Origin of the sequence: Polynucleobacter sp. AP-Kaivos-20-H2 (assembly GCF_018882215.1) — a bacterium.
Taxonomy (GTDB): Bacteria; Pseudomonadota; Gammaproteobacteria; order Burkholderiales; family Burkholderiaceae; genus Polynucleobacter.
On sequence record NZ_JACVOX010000004.1, the window covers coordinates 1 to 15,499 of the forward strand.

At 44.4% G+C, this 15,499-nt stretch carries 24 protein-coding genes; 7 read left to right on the forward strand and 17 right to left on the reverse strand.

The genetic code is table 11. The features are described 5' to 3' along the window. The coding region (locus ICE89_RS10370; RefSeq protein WP_216265973.1) for an IS3 family transposase at positions 1–94 on the forward strand (94 nt) is incomplete at its 5' end. A gap of 133 nt (positions 95–227) precedes the next feature. Here the strand turns inward: ICE89_RS10370 and infA are convergent. Then, a complete protein-coding gene (gene infA / locus ICE89_RS10375; protein WP_216265833.1) occupies positions 228–488 on the reverse strand; it encodes a translation initiation factor IF-1 in 261 nt (86 codons plus the stop codon). A gap of 85 nt (positions 489–573) precedes the next feature. Continuing rightward, positions 574–777 (reverse strand): cold-shock protein, encoded by a 204-nt coding sequence (locus ICE89_RS10380; protein WP_072583619.1) that lies wholly within the window; start codon positions 775–777, stop codon positions 574–576. A 339-nt stretch (positions 778–1,116) separates the two neighbouring features. Here ICE89_RS10380 and ICE89_RS10385 point away from each other — a divergent pair, with 339 nt between their 5' ends. From ICE89_RS10385 to ICE89_RS10395, 3 genes are all read left to right on the forward strand, one after another. Beyond that, a complete protein-coding gene (locus tag ICE89_RS10385; protein ID WP_216265834.1) occupies positions 1,117–2,523 on the forward strand; it encodes a DUF2252 domain-containing protein in 1,407 nt (468 codons plus the stop codon). A gap of 160 nt (positions 2,524–2,683) precedes the next feature. Next, positions 2,684–2,890 (forward strand): hypothetical protein, encoded by a 207-nt coding sequence (locus tag ICE89_RS10390; RefSeq protein ID WP_216265835.1) that lies wholly within the window; start codon positions 2,684–2,686, stop codon positions 2,888–2,890. Between the two features lie 21 nt (positions 2,891–2,911). Beyond that, entirely contained in the window at positions 2,912–3,463 is a 552-nt protein-coding gene (locus ICE89_RS10395; RefSeq protein ID WP_216265974.1) for a S1/P1 nuclease, read from the forward strand. Positions 3,464–3,483: 20 nt separating this feature from the next. Here ICE89_RS10395 and ICE89_RS10400 read toward each other — a convergent pair whose 3' ends face one another. From ICE89_RS10400 to ICE89_RS10445, 10 genes are all read right to left on the reverse strand, one after another. Beyond that, on the reverse strand, positions 3,484–3,930 hold the full coding sequence (locus ICE89_RS10400) for a hypothetical protein (RefSeq protein WP_216265836.1): 447 nt from the start codon (positions 3,928–3,930) through the stop codon (positions 3,484–3,486). Between the two features lie 38 nt (positions 3,931–3,968). Beyond that, the gene (locus ICE89_RS10405; RefSeq protein ID WP_216265837.1) at positions 3,969–4,181 is read right to left on the reverse strand and encodes a hypothetical protein; all 213 of its coding nucleotides are present in this window, start codon (positions 4,179–4,181) and stop codon (positions 3,969–3,971) included. Between the two features lie 31 nt (positions 4,182–4,212). Further along, positions 4,213–4,605: a VOC family protein gene (locus ICE89_RS10410; RefSeq protein WP_216265838.1), complete on the reverse strand. Its 393-nt coding sequence runs from the start codon at positions 4,603–4,605 to the stop codon at positions 4,213–4,215. 21 nt (positions 4,606–4,626) lie between these two features. Continuing rightward, positions 4,627–5,562, reverse strand: a complete 936-nt coding sequence (locus tag ICE89_RS10415) for a hydroxymethylglutaryl-CoA lyase (protein WP_216265839.1) — start codon at positions 5,560–5,562, stop codon at positions 4,627–4,629. A 10-nt stretch (positions 5,563–5,572) separates the two neighbouring features. Next, entirely contained in the window at positions 5,573–6,766 is a 1,194-nt protein-coding gene (locus tag ICE89_RS10420) for a CaiB/BaiF CoA-transferase family protein (RefSeq protein WP_216265840.1), read from the reverse strand. 118 nt (positions 6,767–6,884) lie between these two features. Then, the gene (locus ICE89_RS10425) at positions 6,885–7,493 is read right to left on the reverse strand and encodes a glutathione S-transferase (protein WP_216265841.1); all 609 of its coding nucleotides are present in this window, start codon (positions 7,491–7,493) and stop codon (positions 6,885–6,887) included. A 22-nt stretch (positions 7,494–7,515) separates the two neighbouring features. After that, positions 7,516–7,824: a hypothetical protein gene (locus ICE89_RS10430; RefSeq protein ID WP_216265842.1), complete on the reverse strand. Its 309-nt coding sequence runs from the start codon at positions 7,822–7,824 to the stop codon at positions 7,516–7,518. Positions 7,825–7,934: 110 nt separating this feature from the next. Continuing rightward, complete coding sequence (locus ICE89_RS10435; RefSeq protein ID WP_216265843.1) at positions 7,935–8,087, reverse strand: DUF2256 domain-containing protein; 153 nt, start codon at positions 8,085–8,087, stop codon at positions 7,935–7,937. Positions 8,088–8,094: 7 nt separating this feature from the next. Next, positions 8,095–9,654, reverse strand: coding sequence for a cryptochrome/photolyase family protein (locus ICE89_RS10440; protein WP_216265844.1), 1,560 nt, complete (start codon positions 9,652–9,654; stop codon positions 8,095–8,097). Continuing rightward, entirely contained in the window at positions 9,651–9,920 is a 270-nt protein-coding gene (locus tag ICE89_RS10445; protein WP_216265845.1) for a TIGR03643 family protein, read from the reverse strand. The genes ICE89_RS10440 and ICE89_RS10445 overlap by 4 nt, the downstream gene beginning before the upstream one ends. Positions 9,921–9,961: 41 nt before the next feature. Between ICE89_RS10445 and ICE89_RS10450 the strand changes: the two genes are divergently transcribed. After that, on the forward strand, positions 9,962–10,312 hold the full coding sequence (locus tag ICE89_RS10450) for an HNH endonuclease (protein WP_216265846.1): 351 nt from the start codon (positions 9,962–9,964) through the stop codon (positions 10,310–10,312). Between the two features lie 175 nt (positions 10,313–10,487). Further along, complete coding sequence (locus ICE89_RS10455; RefSeq protein WP_216193915.1) at positions 10,488–10,706, forward strand: hypothetical protein; 219 nt, start codon at positions 10,488–10,490, stop codon at positions 10,704–10,706. A 9-nt stretch (positions 10,707–10,715) separates the two neighbouring features. Here ICE89_RS10455 and ICE89_RS10460 read toward each other — a convergent pair whose 3' ends face one another. From ICE89_RS10460 to ICE89_RS10470, 3 genes are all read right to left on the reverse strand, one after another. Continuing rightward, a complete protein-coding gene (locus tag ICE89_RS10460; RefSeq protein ID WP_216265847.1) occupies positions 10,716–11,093 on the reverse strand; it encodes a hypothetical protein in 378 nt (125 codons plus the stop codon). Then, positions 11,093–11,320 carry a hypothetical protein gene (locus ICE89_RS10465; RefSeq protein ID WP_216265848.1) on the reverse strand — a complete coding sequence of 76 codons (228 nt, stop codon included), beginning with the start codon at positions 11,318–11,320 and terminating at the stop codon, positions 11,093–11,095. The genes ICE89_RS10460 and ICE89_RS10465 overlap by 1 nt, the downstream gene beginning before the upstream one ends. A 93-nt stretch (positions 11,321–11,413) precedes the next feature. Then, positions 11,414–12,643 carry a dicarboxylate/amino acid:cation symporter gene (locus ICE89_RS10470; RefSeq protein WP_216262437.1) on the reverse strand — a complete coding sequence of 410 codons (1,230 nt, stop codon included), beginning with the start codon at positions 12,641–12,643 and terminating at the stop codon, positions 11,414–11,416. A gap of 119 nt (positions 12,644–12,762) precedes the next feature. On the opposite strand from ICE89_RS10470, the gene ICE89_RS10475 reads away from it, so the two are divergent. Then, positions 12,763–13,428, forward strand: coding sequence for an alpha/beta hydrolase (locus tag ICE89_RS10475; protein ID WP_216265849.1), 666 nt, complete (start codon positions 12,763–12,765; stop codon positions 13,426–13,428). Here the strand turns inward: ICE89_RS10475 and ICE89_RS10480 are convergent. After that, positions 13,421–14,206, reverse strand: a complete 786-nt coding sequence (locus tag ICE89_RS10480; protein WP_216265850.1) for a sulfite exporter TauE/SafE family protein — start codon at positions 14,204–14,206, stop codon at positions 13,421–13,423. The genes ICE89_RS10475 and ICE89_RS10480 overlap by 8 nt on opposite strands. A 9-nt stretch (positions 14,207–14,215) precedes the next feature. Beyond that, positions 14,216–15,493 carry an NRAMP family divalent metal transporter gene (locus ICE89_RS10485; RefSeq protein WP_216265851.1) on the reverse strand — a complete coding sequence of 426 codons (1,278 nt, stop codon included), beginning with the start codon at positions 15,491–15,493 and terminating at the stop codon, positions 14,216–14,218. Positions 15,494–15,499: the final 6 nt, after the last annotated feature.

Below are 15,499 nucleotides of genomic sequence, written 5' to 3' on the forward strand. Positions count from 1 at the left end.
ATATATCCACTACTACAACCATGACCGAATCAAAGAAAAGCTAAAGGGATTAAGTCCGGTTGATTACCGAACTCAATCCCTCGTGCTAACCTAACTAAACTGTCCAACTACTGGGGGTCAGTTCAGAAGGTGGCTTTAGTATTTCTTGCTTGCCTAGAGCAGCATCAACAAAGGCCTGAGATTCTTTGCAAATATTAATTTAACTTACGGCTTTAATCTTAAGGCTATCAATATCGTCTCTTAGGCACACCAGCAAAAGATTGCTTCTTCTCAAGATGTCTAAATGTAATACGGCCTTTGCTCAAGTCATAGGGAGAGACCTCCAAAGAAACCTTATCTCCTGCCAATATACGAATGTGATTTTTTTTCATTCTTCCCGCTGTATAGGCAATAAGCTTATGGCCATTATCTAAAGTAATCCGATAACGAGAATCTGGCAGAATTTCATCAACCAGACCTTCCATTTCAAGCAACTCTTCTTTTGCCATTTAACATCCTTTATAAAAATAAAAAGCCCAGTCATGCTGGGCTTTAGGCCAGGCAAATAATTTCCGCCTGGTATTTGCTTCTGATTTAAACAGGTTGAATATTGGATGCCAACTTGCCTTTAGGGCCAGTAGTGATATCAAAAGTCACCTTTTGACCTTCAGCTAAAGACTTAAATCCGCTGCTGTTAATTGCTGAAAAATGGGCAAATAAATCTTCGCCGCCGAGTTCAGGGGTAATAAAGCCGAAGCCTTTAGCGTCGTTAAACCATTTCACAATTCCGTTTGCCATATCTGACTATTCCTTAAAAAAATATAAAAGGGGCTATGCCCCAAATGAGGCGAAAGTCAAGAATGGCGGGGGAGATGCTAAGAAGAACTATCGCAGAACTGCGGTATTAATTACTAGTACAACAACACTATTAGCTTGAAAATCGCTAAATGTATTTTACTCTACTTTAGTCATCAAAGATTATTTAATTACAAATCACCTCTATAACAGCCATAGGTGCAGGTAAAAGTGCTTTGGCTATCTGTTAGTTGCGAGTTAGAATCTACCGACCTACCAGCTATACAAAAGCCGCCCTCTAGCGGCTTTTTCATTTCACTACCCATATGGCATCATAGAATCATGACAAGTAAACTATATGACTTATTTCTAGAGAAAAATCCAAGCCTGCAAGAGCGGCTAGATTTAGGAAAATCGATTCGCAAACAGGTTGGTCGTTCTTCAATTGGAGTATTTAATATAGAAGCTAAACGTCAAACTCCAATTGACATCTTGCTTTCTCAAGCGCGATCACGCATTCCTGAATATGTACCAATTCGACATGCGCGCATGGCGGTTGATCCCTTTGCGTTTTTTCGAGGTGGTGCCGCAATTATGGCTAATGACCTAAGCCGCACCCAGAGCCCACCTATTAAAGTGCAGTTATGTGGAGATATGCATGTCAGCAACTTCGGGTTCTTTTCCACAACCGAACACCAGTTAGTCTTTGGAATTAATGATTTTGATGAAACACTGCCCGGTAACTTTGATTGGGATCTGAAACGTCTTACAGCAAGCGCAATGATTGCCGCTCAGCAATTAGGCAAAGACTGTGTTTATGGTGAAATGATTGTCAGGACGATAGTGAAATCCTATCGTAATTTTCTACAGCAATACTCAACCGTACCCTATACCGATCTCAAGCGAGCATATATTGATGAAAAGGTGCTAACGCAAGCTGCGGCAAAATATGCGGATCCGGTAAGTCAAAAATACTTACAAAAATTGCTTGATAAAGCGAGGAAAAATAATAGTCATGGCCTCATCGGAAAGCTCACTGAAGATACCCCAGAGGGTATGCGATTAATTAATCAACCCCCATTGATTGAGCACCCAGAACTTTCGCCCCATGGCCGCAAAATATCGGAATTAAATGATGTAGGTATAAATTTTTATATTCAGTCATTAAATCCAGATCGCAGGCATTTATTAATGCGTTACCAATGGGTTGACTGGGCTAGAAAAGTTGTCGGCGTAGGAAGTGTTGGCACTGCCTGCTGGGTAATGTATTTTGAAGGTCTCAATGCCAATGACCCACTATTCCTCCAAACAAAACAAGCCCAAAAATCGGTATTGGCTTCATTTTTTCCGGATATACAGTTCAAATCAGAGGGAGAACGAGTTGTTCACGGTCAATGTCTAATTCAGGGGGCTCCAGACCTTTTCCTAGGCTATGGCAAGACTGCAGAAATGGATTTTTATGTACGGCAATTGCGTGACATGAAGGGTGGAATATCTGTGGGGGGCGACGGCATCAATGCCAAAGTATTTCCTGACTTTGCAAAACTCTTTGGATGGGCATTGGCTAATGCGCACGCTCGGTCAGGTGATGCAGCTCAATTGGCAGGCTACTGCGGCAAGAGTGAGGCAATGGATGATGCCCTTGTGAGCTTTGCTACAACATATAGCAAACAAAATATGGTCGACTACGATACTTACTTAAAGGCGATCAAGTCAGGCAAGATCCCCTGCGCGACTGAAAACTTTTAACCCTTTGGTTGCGAGTTAGAAAACGAAGTTTCGGCGCAGCCAATTTCGCTCGACCTAGTAGTTAAAAAGAGCCACTCTCTAGTGGCTTTTCTTTTGCATCCATTTAGCCTGTATCACAAACTCAACTGCAAAAAGTCTATTGAGGTGCTACATTAGATCTATGCAGAAAACGGCCTTACCAATTAAATCAATCTTTATTTTTTCCTTTCAATTGCTTTTCTTGAATGCGGCATTTGCATGGGGAGATGAGGGACATCAGGTAGTTGGTCAAATTGCTCAATCGCAACTATCGCCTAAAGCACAGATTGAAATTAGCAAACTATTAATGTTGGAGCCCGGCTCTACTATGGTGAGCATCTCAACTTGACTAGATGAGCATGCGACCAAGATTACCGCCCGGTGGCATTACATCAATTTTCCAAAGAAAGCCTGTTTATACGTACCCGAGAGAGATTGCCCAAATGGGGATTGCGTGATTGCAGCCTTGGAGCAACAGACGCAGATTTTGGGATCAAAAGAGTCAGGTGAGAAAAGGCTGCTTGCACTCAAATACATTGTTCACTTTATGGGTGACATCCACCAACCTTTACATGCGGGCTATAAAGAAGATAAAGGCAGTAACACTTACCAAATCCAGGCCTTTGGTAAAGCAACTAATTTACATGCCCTTTGGGACTTTGGTCTGATTAAGAACTTAAATACCCCAACCAATGCATTGGTGCTCGACCTATCATCCAATAAGACTCAACGCGGGGATTACTTCAATATAGAACCACTCAATGCGGCTACTGAGTCCTGCAATATCGCCCATGAAAATAGGTTTTATCCAACCCGCCTAGTTGATCAGCAGTACATCAATCACTACACGCCGATTCTAGAGGTCAGACTTAGGCTTGCAGGTGAGCGACTGGCTCAACTACTCAATAAAACTTTTCAATAGTAATTTAAGCTTCATAAAAACTATTCACAAATACCCGTCAAGAGTAAGCTGCCAGAGAAGAAACCAAAAGGTTTTTGCTTCCCTTTTACAAATTCATCAATATTCAAATAATCTACAAAGACCCCACTTTTACTGGCTGCCTTTTGGACCCAAAGTACTTTAAAGGAATTTTTCTCGCTGCCGGACGCAAGCACCTTAGGATTTTTTTGAGCGTCCATTACGTCGCCAAAAACCTCGCCCGTTTTCTTCATCACAGTAAATTTCTGCCCTATTCTTGAGTTATTTTGCAAGATCTCTAAAGAACCATCATACTTAATATGAGCATCGCTCATCACTTCGCATTGGTAAATTTTGGAATCAGCAAAGACTTGTAATGGAGAGGTCAATACGATTACGGAAAGTATATTGAATAAGTAATTCATAGTTTTATCTCTTTGTAATAAGTTCGAAAAAATCTTTAGATCCACTAATTTCTTTTAATCATTCAGCCATACAAAAACCTTCACTACTCATCCCAAGGAAATCTAGCGCGGGACAGCTCCTCCATGATTTCTCGTTTACTGCGACCGACCCTTCTAGAATGATTGGAGGCTTGCAGCCCTTCACCCCCATGATCCGATGGTGTTTCTGATTGCTCCCGCCCCAACTCCTCTGGTGTAGAGGATTCACTCTTAAGGTCTTCCTTCTTGGCAGGCTCTATATTGGAATGATTAGTCATCACTTAGTACAGGGAATAATTTAAAAATCGATCAAATTAATTCAGAGATTTCAATCAAGTTCTGATCTGGGTCTCGAACATACACAGAGTTAATTTTCTGTGTAGCGCCAGTACGAACCACCGGACCCTCAATGATGGGCCAGGCTTCAGCTTTAAGCCTTTCAATCACTTGTTGTAGTGGGCAATCAGCAATAAAACACAGATCTAACGAGCCTGGAGTTGGAATGTCGGCCTTAGGCTCGAATTCCTTACCTTTAATATGTAGGTTGATCTTTTGATTGCCGAACTTAAAGGCTTTACGCTCTACAGGCGGAGTGCCACCAATAAAAGATTCCAGCTTCATTCCAAGAACCCGGGTATAAAAATCCACACACTCAGCCTCCTTTGCGGTGGTGAGAACTAAGTGATCTAAATGGTCAATCATGCTTATCTTCTGATCTAGACTTTATTGAACGCGGCGTAATTCATCAACGTAATCTGGCTCAGGATGCAATGCGTTGGTAGTGCCGGCCTTTGCCACCTGCCCGGGAACTTCATGACCGACAATCTTTGGTAACTCTCTTGCCAGCTGTATTAGCCTGGGAATATTCATGCCGGTGTCATAACCCATCGCATCAAGCATATGAATCGCATCCTCACTAGAAATATTGCCACTTGCACCTGGTGCATAAGGGCATCCTCCCAAGCCACCTAGAGAACCATCAAAGCGAACAATGCCAGACTGAACAGCAGCCAAAAGATTAGCTAAGCCCATGCCTCTGGTGTTGTGGAAGTGTAAGGTCAGCTGTAGGGCAGGAAATTGCTTCTGCAATGAATCGCACATCCTCTTTACTTGATCAGGATTTGCCATGCCCGTGGTGTCGCAGATTGTTACACCTCTTACACCGAGGTCTGCAAACCGTTTTGTAAATCCTTCAACCACCGCTTGAGAAACCTCCCCTTCCATGGGGCAGCCAAAACTGGTGGATAAGGAAACATTAATAGGGGTTCTGCCATCAACATACTTAATTACTTCAACTAATCCAGCAAAGCTCTTTTCTCGACTCATGCGTAGGTTGGCTAAGTTATGAGTCTCTGAAGTCGACATCACGAGATTAAATTCATCGGCCTTAGATTCCAAGGCGCGCTCGGCACCTCTTAAATTGGGAACTAAAACGGTGTACTCCACTCCAGGTACGCGCTTAATACGCCCCATCACTTCCTCAGCATCGCGTAGCATCGGAATAGCTTTAGGCGAAGTAAATGAGGTCACCTCAATTTTGGCAAAGCCGCACTCACTGAGTGCATCAACCAGCTTTACCTTATCATCCGTTGGTACAAAATTGGGCTCAATCTGAAATCCATCCCGCATTACGACATCATTGAAATAAATTCTGGTCATGGTTTTATCTTTATTTAGTAAATGCAATGCCGCGCTCTTTTAAAGAGGCGACCTGATCATCACTCAAACCAATGCTTTTGAGTATTTCATCGGTGTTCTGCCCAATATCTGGGGCAAGAGTCTTAATGGATCCCGGCGTACGCGATAACTTCGGAATCACGCCCGGCACATCCAACTTTGTGCCATCTTGCATCTGAATCGTTTGAATATTTTCACGGGCTTTGTAATGTGGATCGCTTGCGATATCGGCAACGGTATAAATTTTTCCTGCTGGCACGGATACAGAATCCAGCGCTTCCAATGCTTTGGTAGCGCTAACCGTTTTAGCCCACTTACCTATAGCTTGATCAAGCTCAGCCACTCGTTTGACGCGACCATCGTTAGTTTCCAGCTGGGGGTCATTGCCTAAATCTACGCGCCCAATCACTGTCATCAGGCGCTTGAATATGCTATCACCATTGCCGGCAACCAATACATAGCCACCATCAGCGCACTGGTAGGCATTGGTTGGGGCAATACCAGGCAAGGCGCTACCAGCCGCTTGGCGTACCTCACCAAATGCGCTGTATTCAGGCAACAGGCTTTCCATGCAATTAAAGACTGCTTCATACAATGCAATATCAATAATCTGACCCTTGCCACTGTTATGGCGCTCTTGCAGAGCTAGCAAGATACCAATCACACCATGCAAAGACGCTAAAGTGTCGCCGATGCTGATACCAACCCGCACAGGTACTCTGCCGGGTTCAGCAGTGAGATGTCGCAAGCCGCCCATAGCTTCTGCAACCACACCAAATCCCGGTTTATCTCTGTATGGACCAGTCTGACCATAACCACTGATACGGAGAACAATTAACTTGGGATTGAGTTGAAGTAATTTTTCTGGATCAAGACCCCAACCCTCCAATGTTCCAGGGCGAAAGTTTTCGATTAATACATCCGCCTCTTTTACTAGCGTCCTGACAATATCTTGCGCTTCCGCTTTTCTTAAATCCAGGGAAAGTGATTTCTTATTACGTGACTGCACTTGCCACCAGACTGAAGTGCCATTTTTAAGAAGGCGCCACTTGCGCAATGCATCGCCCTCTTTAGGAGGTTCGATCTTGATGACATCAGCACCAAAATCAGCCAGGGTCTTAGCGGCGAATGGCCCGGCAATGAGTTGTCCCATCTCAACGACTTTTAACTTTGATAATGGCTCCATCAAATCCCCTGAATTATGCTTTTATGCCCTAAGTGGGTACTTTAAATCAATCAGCAATTGATCTAATAAAAGTCCATTTTCTGAGCCTAAAACACAGCTCTTTTATGGTGGGGGTTAATCAATCCTTCCAGGTGGGATATTTTTGCATCACTGAATCGAATAATTCAGATTCAAGCTGCTGATCGAGCCATTTTTTGACTGCAGGTATAGGGAGTTGCTCAAACCTTTTGGGATCAACCATTGAAAATTGCCTAATGAATGGGAAGATAGCCACATCAACCCAAGTTAATCTGTTCCCCATTAGGTATTGGAAGTTTTGCAGCGCCTGCTCCATAGGGATCAACATGACTTGTAATGCTTCATCGAGAACTGCTTCTGGATCTAGCTCTGGGAATCGAGCAGGGTATTTGTATTGATCTAATAGAGTCTTAAATGGGCCATCATTTTTTTCAATCCAAGTATTGGCGATAGACTCATCTACCTCCCTCCACTCTTGAGGGTCAGACTGTTGCAATGCCCAGCGCAAGATATCCAGGCTTTGATCTAATACGAGATCATCAATCCGTAAAACAGGGACCGTTCCCTTGGGAGAGATCTGCAACATCGATTGCGGTTTATTGCGCAACTCAATCTCTCGGTGTTCAACCTGAATACCCGCATACTTCAATGCCATGCGGGCCCGCATTGCATATGGACATCTTCGATAAGAATACAAAGTGGGTGTCATGCAATCACTTTACTCCCAGCAACTAATAGGTCACCCGCTGCCAACCGCTAGGGCAGGCCTGTGTCTGTGGATAGTACAGTCCATTTTCAGGGCAATAGGCAGCAGTTTGGGGCTGCGGAGGATAAACATATTGTGGGGCGTAATAAACGCGCGGCGGCCTGTAGTACGCATTAGCAACAGCCACTCCAGCCACAGCACCAACCGCAAAAGGCGCCCAACCGCCACGCCAACCACCATATCCACCGTGCCACCTACCACCATGAGCGCTAGCTGAACTAGCCATTCCTGCAAGCATGACTCCTGTAAGCAGGCATATCAGTAACTTTTTCATATCGACCCCCATTTATAAAGGCATTAAGCCCTTTCTTACATAACGGATCAACTTTTAGGTGAGTTGACGCTATCCAATTAAATACTTTTGCAGGTATTGATGGGCAGGTCTTAAGGGAGCTTTTTCTTCCTACAAGCATCAGAGCAGTATTTGACTGATTCCCAATTTTTAGCCCAGGATTTTCTCCAAGTCATTTCTTTTTTGCAGACAATACAAATCTTACTTGGGAGAGCGCTTTTATTTCCCTTAAACGTTGTCTTCATGAGTATTTTATAGCGTGTCGAGCTGATTCAGAATCTTTTGGGCATGCAGCACAATTTCTTTTTGATCTTCATCACTAATTCTTTTGAGGTTAGCCGTCATTAACTTAGTACGCGGGCTCGCTTCAAATTGCGCGCGATGCTTAATCAAAAAGTTCCAATACAAAGTTGTGACGGGGCATGCCTCTTCCCCATAACGTATCTCAGGCTTGTATTTACATGAGCCACAATAATTACTCATGCGCTTGATATATGCGCCACTGGCGATATAAGGCTTACTAGTAAACCGTCCGCCATTGGCAAATAAGGCCATCCCAGCCGTATTAGGCAACTCCACCCATTCAATCGCATCTACGTAAATCGCCAGATACCAATCGCACACTTCTTGAGGCAGGATTTCTGCTAGAAGTGCAAAGTTCCCCGTCACCATTAAACGCTGAATATGGTGTGCATAACCATATTGCAATGTTTGACCAATAGCATCTTGCATACAAGTCATCTGGGTCTGCCCAGTCCAATACCATTTGGGCAATGAGCGCTGATGTTGATAGTAGTTATCTTGCGCCATCTTTGGCATATCAAGGTAATACATACCCCTGACAAATTCACGCCAGCCTAATATTTGCCGAATGAAACCTTCGATTGTTGATAGATCCAATACATACTTTTTCCAAGCAATGATGACCGTATCAATCACCTCGCGAGGATTTAGTAGCTTTAGGTTTAATGCGCTCGACAAAATTGAATGCCACCCAAACGGCGTATCCGTCCACATAGCATCTTGATACACACCGAAGTTTCTGAGGCGATATTCGACAAAATACTCAAGAGCTTGTAGAGCCTGGCCTCGGGTAACAGGCCAGTTAAATGATTCCAGGGATCCGGGGTGCTCTGGGTAAGTCTTTGCAACGAATTCCAATACTTCATTGGTAATCGCATCTACTTCAAACGCCGCAGGAGCATCGATGATGCCCGGCCCCTTCTTGGGATAGGGCTTGCGATTATCTTGATCAAAATTCCACTGACCCCCCTCGGGATTGCCATCTGCACCTATCAACACATGGTGCTTCTTGCGCATTAGGCGGTAAAAATACTCCAGCCTGAGTTCTTTCTTGTTTGCTGTCCACTCCACAAACTCTTGACGCGAGCAATAGAAATGCCCATCCTCAAGCATCTCCAGCTCAATGTTGAGCTCTTTTGCTAATACCTCAATCGCCTGCTTTAGACGCCACTCACCGGGTTCCACGCAAACTAAACGCATTACTTTCTTGTGCAGGATGTGCTCCTTAAGAACCTCGACAAGCGTTAGAGACGCACCTTGAACGTAAGTCAGTGGATATTCCAGCTTTTTCAACTCTACTGCGAAGTGACGCATCGCCGATAGAAATAAAGCAATTTTGGCTTTATGGGACCAAACGTACTGAGCCTCATTAGCCGATTCAATCATGATGATTTCATCTGCTTGAGGATCAAAGCCTCGTAATGCGGCGCTCTGTAAATCGAGCTGATCGCCCAGAATCAGAACTAAGCGCTGAGACTCCTTGGTTTGCTGCTTGCTTTGGCGCTTCATTTATTTTTATATTGAGTGGGGCAATAGGCCCGAGTGACATCTTCACTGCGTAAGGCGCTATGTTTTGTTGCCCTTCCAGTTACCCGCTTGCGCCAAAGTTCAAAGGAGCTGCGTTTTAGCTCCTTACGCATGATGGCAATCACCTGAGGCTCACCCAAGCCGAAGGTCTTCTCAATCGCATCAAATGGTGTGCGATCCTCCCAGGCCATTTCAATAAGGCGAGATAAATCGGGCTCTGCGAGGGTCCTAGGAGCTAGCTTTGGCATCCTGCAATTTTAAGACTTATTCAATAAACTAGCTTGAGCCCATGATTGGAAAAATTCGTCAAAAACTGATTTCCCAAGAAATCCCAGCGATACAAAAGCCGGCGGTAATCATTTGCCCTATTTGCGATCGACCCATCCCAGATTCACAGAAGGATGCGCACCACCTCATCCCCAAATCTAAGGGTGGGAAAACTACCGAGCACCTTCACCGCATTTGCCACAAGCAAATACATGCCTTATTTAGTGAATCAGAATTAGCTCAGCAATACCATCATGCTCAGATCCTGAAAGAGCACCCAGAAATGAAGAAATTTATTCAATGGGTCAAAGACAAGCCCAATTCTTTTTATGAAAAAACTCGTAAGAGCGCACGCTTGAAAGACTCTTATTAAGTATTCACTTTGCCCTATTTAAGTGCATTGAAGAGTTTAATTGACCTATTAGCGACTCAAGAACCTTTTTTAAAGGGCATTAAAGAGAGATCAATCTAAACCCCTCTTTGGTGCATAGGATTTGAAGTTGTGCAAAGCCAAATTTCGTTCTAATTATTAAAACTTAAGATGTGGCATGCGTATAAAAATTACAAAGAGCCTGGTATTACCGGCCCAAATACTCGAGACCGAAAGCATCCCTGAGGCACTTTTCCCTGAGGGGGATTATCTTGCCAACCTCACCCCTGATGGGAAGATTGAGGTGATCAATACACGGAAAATAAAAGCTCTTTTTTCTTTCTCGCAATTTAGAGAAAGAGTCTCGCTAGGTGAATTTATTGTGATGGAGGCCTGAGATCGAATCTCAGTGGGCTAAATCTAGACTCACTACAACCGCTGTCATTGCAGCAACAGATTCAAATGCTTTTGAATTAACGCCACTAGTATCAACATCCTCCCAGTTGAACTCCAAGGAGAAATGGGCAGACTCGACAATCAGCTCATAACTAGTAGACACCTTATTGCTCTCAACCCCCTTTAGCTCATCACTCAGAGGAACGCGTAAGGACTCGATAGCAGCAATTAATGTACTCACCTCATTACCCGTTAACTCTCGGGTACGCAGCACATCATCTGTTCGCTTAATAGAAATCTTGGAGACCTCATCAATCGTCACCTCGTATTGGTTAAGACCCAGATCTTCCCAAACAGTTAATTCCAGAGCAATCGGATATGTTTTCATCAATCTACCTCGTCAACATGGGGTTCGTCAAAATGCGTCTTTTGAGGCCGAAGCTTTACTGCTAGCTGAGTCCATTTACTTTGATGGATTCGGTAATCGCAATCCTCAGCATGATTCTCTAGCAAACCAAAAATGATGGTAGTCGGGATTTTGCAATGAAGGCAGCGATAAGCATGTTGATGCTCTTCAATCTTCTCTTGGGGGTAGTCGATATAAAACGGTTTCAATTTGAGCCCCTTTTTTTTCTTAGCTAGATCAGGTTAATAAAACCATCTTACACCTGAGCTTTATTAAAGTGGGATTCATTTGAAGGTATATATCTACCCCTCAAGCTCACCTTCCCATTTAGAGATAACGGCCGTTGCCAAGCCATTACCCAATACATTGGTTGCCGAACGCGCCATATCCAAGAAGTGATCTACCCCAAGGATCAATAGGACGCCCGCTTCTGGCAAGTTAAATTGGGATAGGGTTGCAGCAATGACCACCAATGAGGCTCGCGGTACGCCCGCTATCCCCTTTGAGGTGATCATTAACACTAGCAACATCAAGAGCTGTTGGCTGAGCTCCATCTCAATACCGTAGACCTGCGCAATAAAGATTGCAGCAAATGTGCAATACATCATCGACCCATCTAAGTTAAAGGAATATCCCACCGGCAAAACAAAAGAAGCAATTTTGTTTTTACAGCCAAAGCGCTCCACTCTCTCTAAAGTCATTGGATAAGCCGCTTCTGAACTCGCCGTCGTAAACGCAAGTAAAGCCGGCTCACGCAACATCTTCACTAAAGTCCAAGTGCGATTTTTTAATACCAAGGAACTAATCAGAATGATGACGATCCATAAGGTGAAAATAGCAGCATAAAAACTCAGCATGAATTTTCCGTAGGTCATCAATATGCTGACACCATTTTCAGCAATGACGGAAGAAACTGCCGAGAAGACTGCGATAGGAGCCATCTTCATCACTGCAGTCGTAATCTTGAGCATGATGTGGGAGAGCATATCCAGATTACGAATGAACTCATCCGCTCTAGCTCCCATGCCTGCTGCGCCAACCCCAAAGAAAACAGCAAAAACTACGATCTGCAAGATCTCGTTTTTAGCCATCGCATCAAAGATGCTGACCGGGAAAATATGTCTCACAAAATCTGGAAAATTAAGGCTCGCTTTATTTAATCCAGTATTGGCCGCGATCTCCGGCAGAGTTAATTCCACACCAACACCCGGATGCAGAATATTGACCATGACCAAGCCCAGCAATAAAGAAACCAGCGACATAGAAATAAACCAAGAGAAGGTTTTTAAACCCACTCTACCGATAGTCGAGGCATCACCCATTTTGGCTATACCAACAACCAAGGTGGCAAATACCAAGGGAGCAATGATCATCTTAATCAAACGCAAAAAGACATCCGTCAAGATTGAAATGTAAAGGACGTACTGATCGGGGAAAGAAGTTCCTGCACCGTATAAGTTGACAAGATAGCCAACCAAGACACCCAAGACCATCGCCCCTAGAATAAAGTGAGTTAGCTTTTTAGAGTTCATGGACGGCCTAATAAATGAGGGGAACAGAAAGATTCTACCCATCTTTAGGCTTGCTAGAGGTCAACCAAGACTGAAAAAGTTGATAATGAGCGATTGAACATACTTCTTGGAAGATAAATATGCTCCCTTGCATTGAATTGGAAACTAGCCCGAATCCAACAGCTGCCGTTATCTGGTTGCATGGTCTTGGAGCCGACGGCAATGATTTTGTACCTATCATTCCTGAGTTAAAACTAGCTGGATGCCCTGGCATTCGCTTTGTGTTTCCCAGCGCCCCAAGCATGCCCGTCACCGTTAATGGTGGCTACGTCATGCCAGCCTGGTATGACATCATTGGCAGAAACCTGATGGATCAAGAAGATGCGGCAGGCATTCAAAAATCGGCAGCGGCGATTGTTCAGTTAATCGAAAAAGAGGCTGAGCGCGGGATTGCCTATGACAAGATTGTGTTGGCTGGCTTTTCTCAAGGGTGTGCAATGGCCTTGCATATTGGCTTACGTTTTCCACACAAACTTGCCGGCATTATTGCCCTGTCAGGCTACCTACCCTTAGCAATGACTGCCAATATTGAAAAGCATACTGCCAATGTTAAGACACCGATCTTTATGGCACATGGCACATATGATCCCGTGGTTGCTCTTGATCGCGCCCAAGCATCGCATGCCTTACTAGAACAAATGGGTTATCAAGTAGATTGGAATGAATATCCCATGGAACACTCCGTTAATCATGAAGAGCTCATGGATATCTCGCGCTTCTTGCAAGAAGTATTAGCAGCTAAATAAGCCCATCCGAAATTAACTTGATACTGGCAATCAGCAAAAAGAATCTTACTGTTCGGTAGTACCATTTCATTGAGATTCTTTTAGCAAGATAAAAGCCAAAATAGACACCTACTGGTGCACAAGGCAACAAGATGATTGAGGTTGCCAATTGCTTGTAATTTAATAGATCTAAATAGGCATAAGGCCCCAGCTTCCCAAAATTCATAACCGTGAAAAAGACTCCTAAGGTCGAGGTGTAAACCATTGGCAAGAGCTTTTCTCTGAGCATGTACACCGTAATCGGTGGCCCACCAATATGTGCAACAAAGGAAGTAAAGCCAGACGTCAACCCCATAGCTCTCCCAAGCCAAGGATAGGACTTTGTCTCCTTCGCCTCTATGCGAGACATAGCAAGATTCTGAATCAAAAAGAGGAGGGTAAAAATACCAATCGACAGTGTCAATACCTGAGGCGTGATGGCAGTAAAGAAAATCATTCCCAACAGAAGACCTGCTATGGCCGGCGGAATAACAATCTTAAGAATGCCCCAGTTCGCATTTTGAATGTATCGACGCAAACCCACTAAATCAATCACAATTAAGAGTGGCAGCATGATTGCTAAGGCTTCATTAATTGGAGCTTGGCTAGCCATCAAAGGTAGCGAGAGAGTGCCAAGCCCAGCGCCAAAGCCGCTTTTAGATATACCCAGAATGGTCACGCTGATGACCGCACATACAAAAAAAGCAAGTGAATGTGCGTGAAAAGATTGCTCCAGGGAGGTAAAGAGTAAATCAAGCATCCAGCGATCTTACCAAGCTATGAATAGGTAGGCAGCGGCTACGGCCATAAAGCCTGTAGCTAGCCATCCGAAAATCCTCATGCTCAAAGAGGCGACATGAGCCCCCATCACAGACTGTTTTGATGACAAAACCATAATGGCCACCATGAGTGGTACAGCGACAATCCCATTGATTACCGCACTCCAAAACAAGGCTTTCATAGGGCTAATGGGCGAGTATTGAATCGCGAGGGCAATCAACACGCTCAAGGCAATGATGGCGTAAAACTTGCTTGCTTGAGCAGCGCTATCTTCCAAGCTAGAGCGCCAGCCAAATACTTCTGACAAAGCATAGGCAGCCGAACCAGCAAGAACGGGCACACCCATCAGCCCGACGCCCAAGATCCCCAGTGCAAAAAGCAGAAAAGTAAACTCGCCGGCGAGAGGTCTCAGTGCTGATGCAGCTTGAGCAGCAGTATTGATATCGCGTATGCCTGCAGCATAAAGAGTTACTGCTGTAGCGAGAATAATGCAGTACGCAGCCACATTGGAGTACAACATGCCGCTCCAAGTATCCCAACGAATTCTTCTGAGCTCTGCAGCGACCACCGCGGGATTTTTCTGTTCAAAGAGACTGGGCTGACCACGCAAGTTCATATCCTCCACTTCCTGGGAGGATTGCCAAAAAAATAAATAAGGGCTGATAGTAGTGCCAAAGATTCCAACCACTACGGCGGCCGAATCTGCACTCCAGGTCAGTTGAGGGAAGAAGGTACTCCAGATCACATCACCCCAAGGAATATGCACCGTAAAAAGGACGGCGCCATATGCCAGTAGGGAAAGTGATAACCACTTTAAAAAGAAAACATAGTGGCGATAAGGAATCAGTATCTGCAAAATCAAAGTCAACAATACAAAGATGCCGGTCATGATGTGCCAATTAATGCCTGTAACCAATTGGGCCACTTCACCCATTGCAGCAATATCTGCAGCAATATTGAGAACATTGGCAATCAATAGCAGCAACACTAGAGCAACCAATACAACCGGCGGAAAAGCCAACTTCATATTGGCGGATAAACCACGGCCAGTCACCCTGCCGATACGAGCGCATAACACTTGGATTGTCGACATTAAAGGGTATGCAAATGGCATTGTCCAAAGCATATTTAAACCAAATTGCGCACCCGCTTGAGAATAAGTGACGATCCCACTTGGATCATCATCCGCTACACCCGTCACCAATCCCGGACCTACCCGAGATAAAGGATGTTGCTTAATGCGGACCCAGATTTCCGAGAGATTCATATGGGT

Bases quoted from the DNA above. Each gene is read 5' to 3' on its own strand.
- ICE89_RS10485 (WP_216265851.1), bottom strand. From the start codon at position 15,493: ATGAATCTCTCGGAAATCTGGGTCCGCATTAAGCAACATCCTTTATCT.
- ICE89_RS10405 (WP_216265837.1), bottom strand. From the start codon at position 4,181: ATGACTAATCATTCCAATATAGAGCCTGCCAAGAAGGAAGACCTTAAG.
- ICE89_RS10440 (WP_216265844.1), bottom strand. From the start codon at position 9,654: ATGAAGCGCCAAAGCAAGCAGCAAACCAAGGAGTCTCAGCGCTTAGTT.
- ICE89_RS10470 (WP_216262437.1), bottom strand. From the start codon at position 12,643: ATGAACTCTAAAAAGCTAACTCACTTTATTCTAGGGGCGATGGTCTTG.
- ICE89_RS10455 (WP_216193915.1), top strand. From the start codon at position 10,488: ATGCGTATAAAAATTACAAAGAGCCTGGTATTACCGGCCCAAATACTC.
- ICE89_RS10420 (WP_216265840.1), bottom strand. From the start codon at position 6,766: ATGGAGCCATTATCAAAGTTAAAAGTCGTTGAGATGGGACAACTCATT.
- ICE89_RS10390 (WP_216265835.1), top strand. From the start codon at position 2,684: ATGCAGAAAACGGCCTTACCAATTAAATCAATCTTTATTTTTTCCTTT.
- ICE89_RS10385 (WP_216265834.1), top strand. From the start codon at position 1,117: ATGACAAGTAAACTATATGACTTATTTCTAGAGAAAAATCCAAGCCTG.
- ICE89_RS10450 (WP_216265846.1), top strand. From the start codon at position 9,962: ATGATTGGAAAAATTCGTCAAAAACTGATTTCCCAAGAAATCCCAGCG.
- ICE89_RS10435 (WP_216265843.1), bottom strand. From the start codon at position 8,087: ATGAAGACAACGTTTAAGGGAAATAAAAGCGCTCTCCCAAGTAAGATT.
- infA (WP_216265833.1), bottom strand. From the start codon at position 488: ATGGCAAAAGAAGAGTTGCTTGAAATGGAAGGTCTGGTTGATGAAATT.
- ICE89_RS10460 (WP_216265847.1), bottom strand. From the start codon at position 11,093: ATGAAAACATATCCGATTGCTCTGGAATTAACTGTTTGGGAAGATCTG.
- ICE89_RS10410 (WP_216265838.1), bottom strand. From the start codon at position 4,605: ATGATTGACCATTTAGATCACTTAGTTCTCACCACCGCAAAGGAGGCT.
- ICE89_RS10425 (WP_216265841.1), bottom strand. From the start codon at position 7,493: ATGACACCCACTTTGTATTCTTATCGAAGATGTCCATATGCAATGCGG.
- ICE89_RS10480 (WP_216265850.1), bottom strand. From the start codon at position 14,206: ATGCTTGATTTACTCTTTACCTCCCTGGAGCAATCTTTTCACGCACAT.
- ICE89_RS10445 (WP_216265845.1), bottom strand. From the start codon at position 9,920: ATGCCAAAGCTAGCTCCTAGGACCCTCGCAGAGCCCGATTTATCTCGC.
- ICE89_RS10430 (WP_216265842.1), bottom strand. From the start codon at position 7,824: ATGAAAAAGTTACTGATATGCCTGCTTACAGGAGTCATGCTTGCAGGA.
- ICE89_RS10380 (WP_072583619.1), bottom strand. From the start codon at position 777: ATGGCAAACGGAATTGTGAAATGGTTTAACGACGCTAAAGGCTTCGGC.
- ICE89_RS10475 (WP_216265849.1), top strand. From the start codon at position 12,763: ATGCTCCCTTGCATTGAATTGGAAACTAGCCCGAATCCAACAGCTGCC.
- ICE89_RS10415 (WP_216265839.1), bottom strand. From the start codon at position 5,562: ATGACCAGAATTTATTTCAATGATGTCGTAATGCGGGATGGATTTCAG.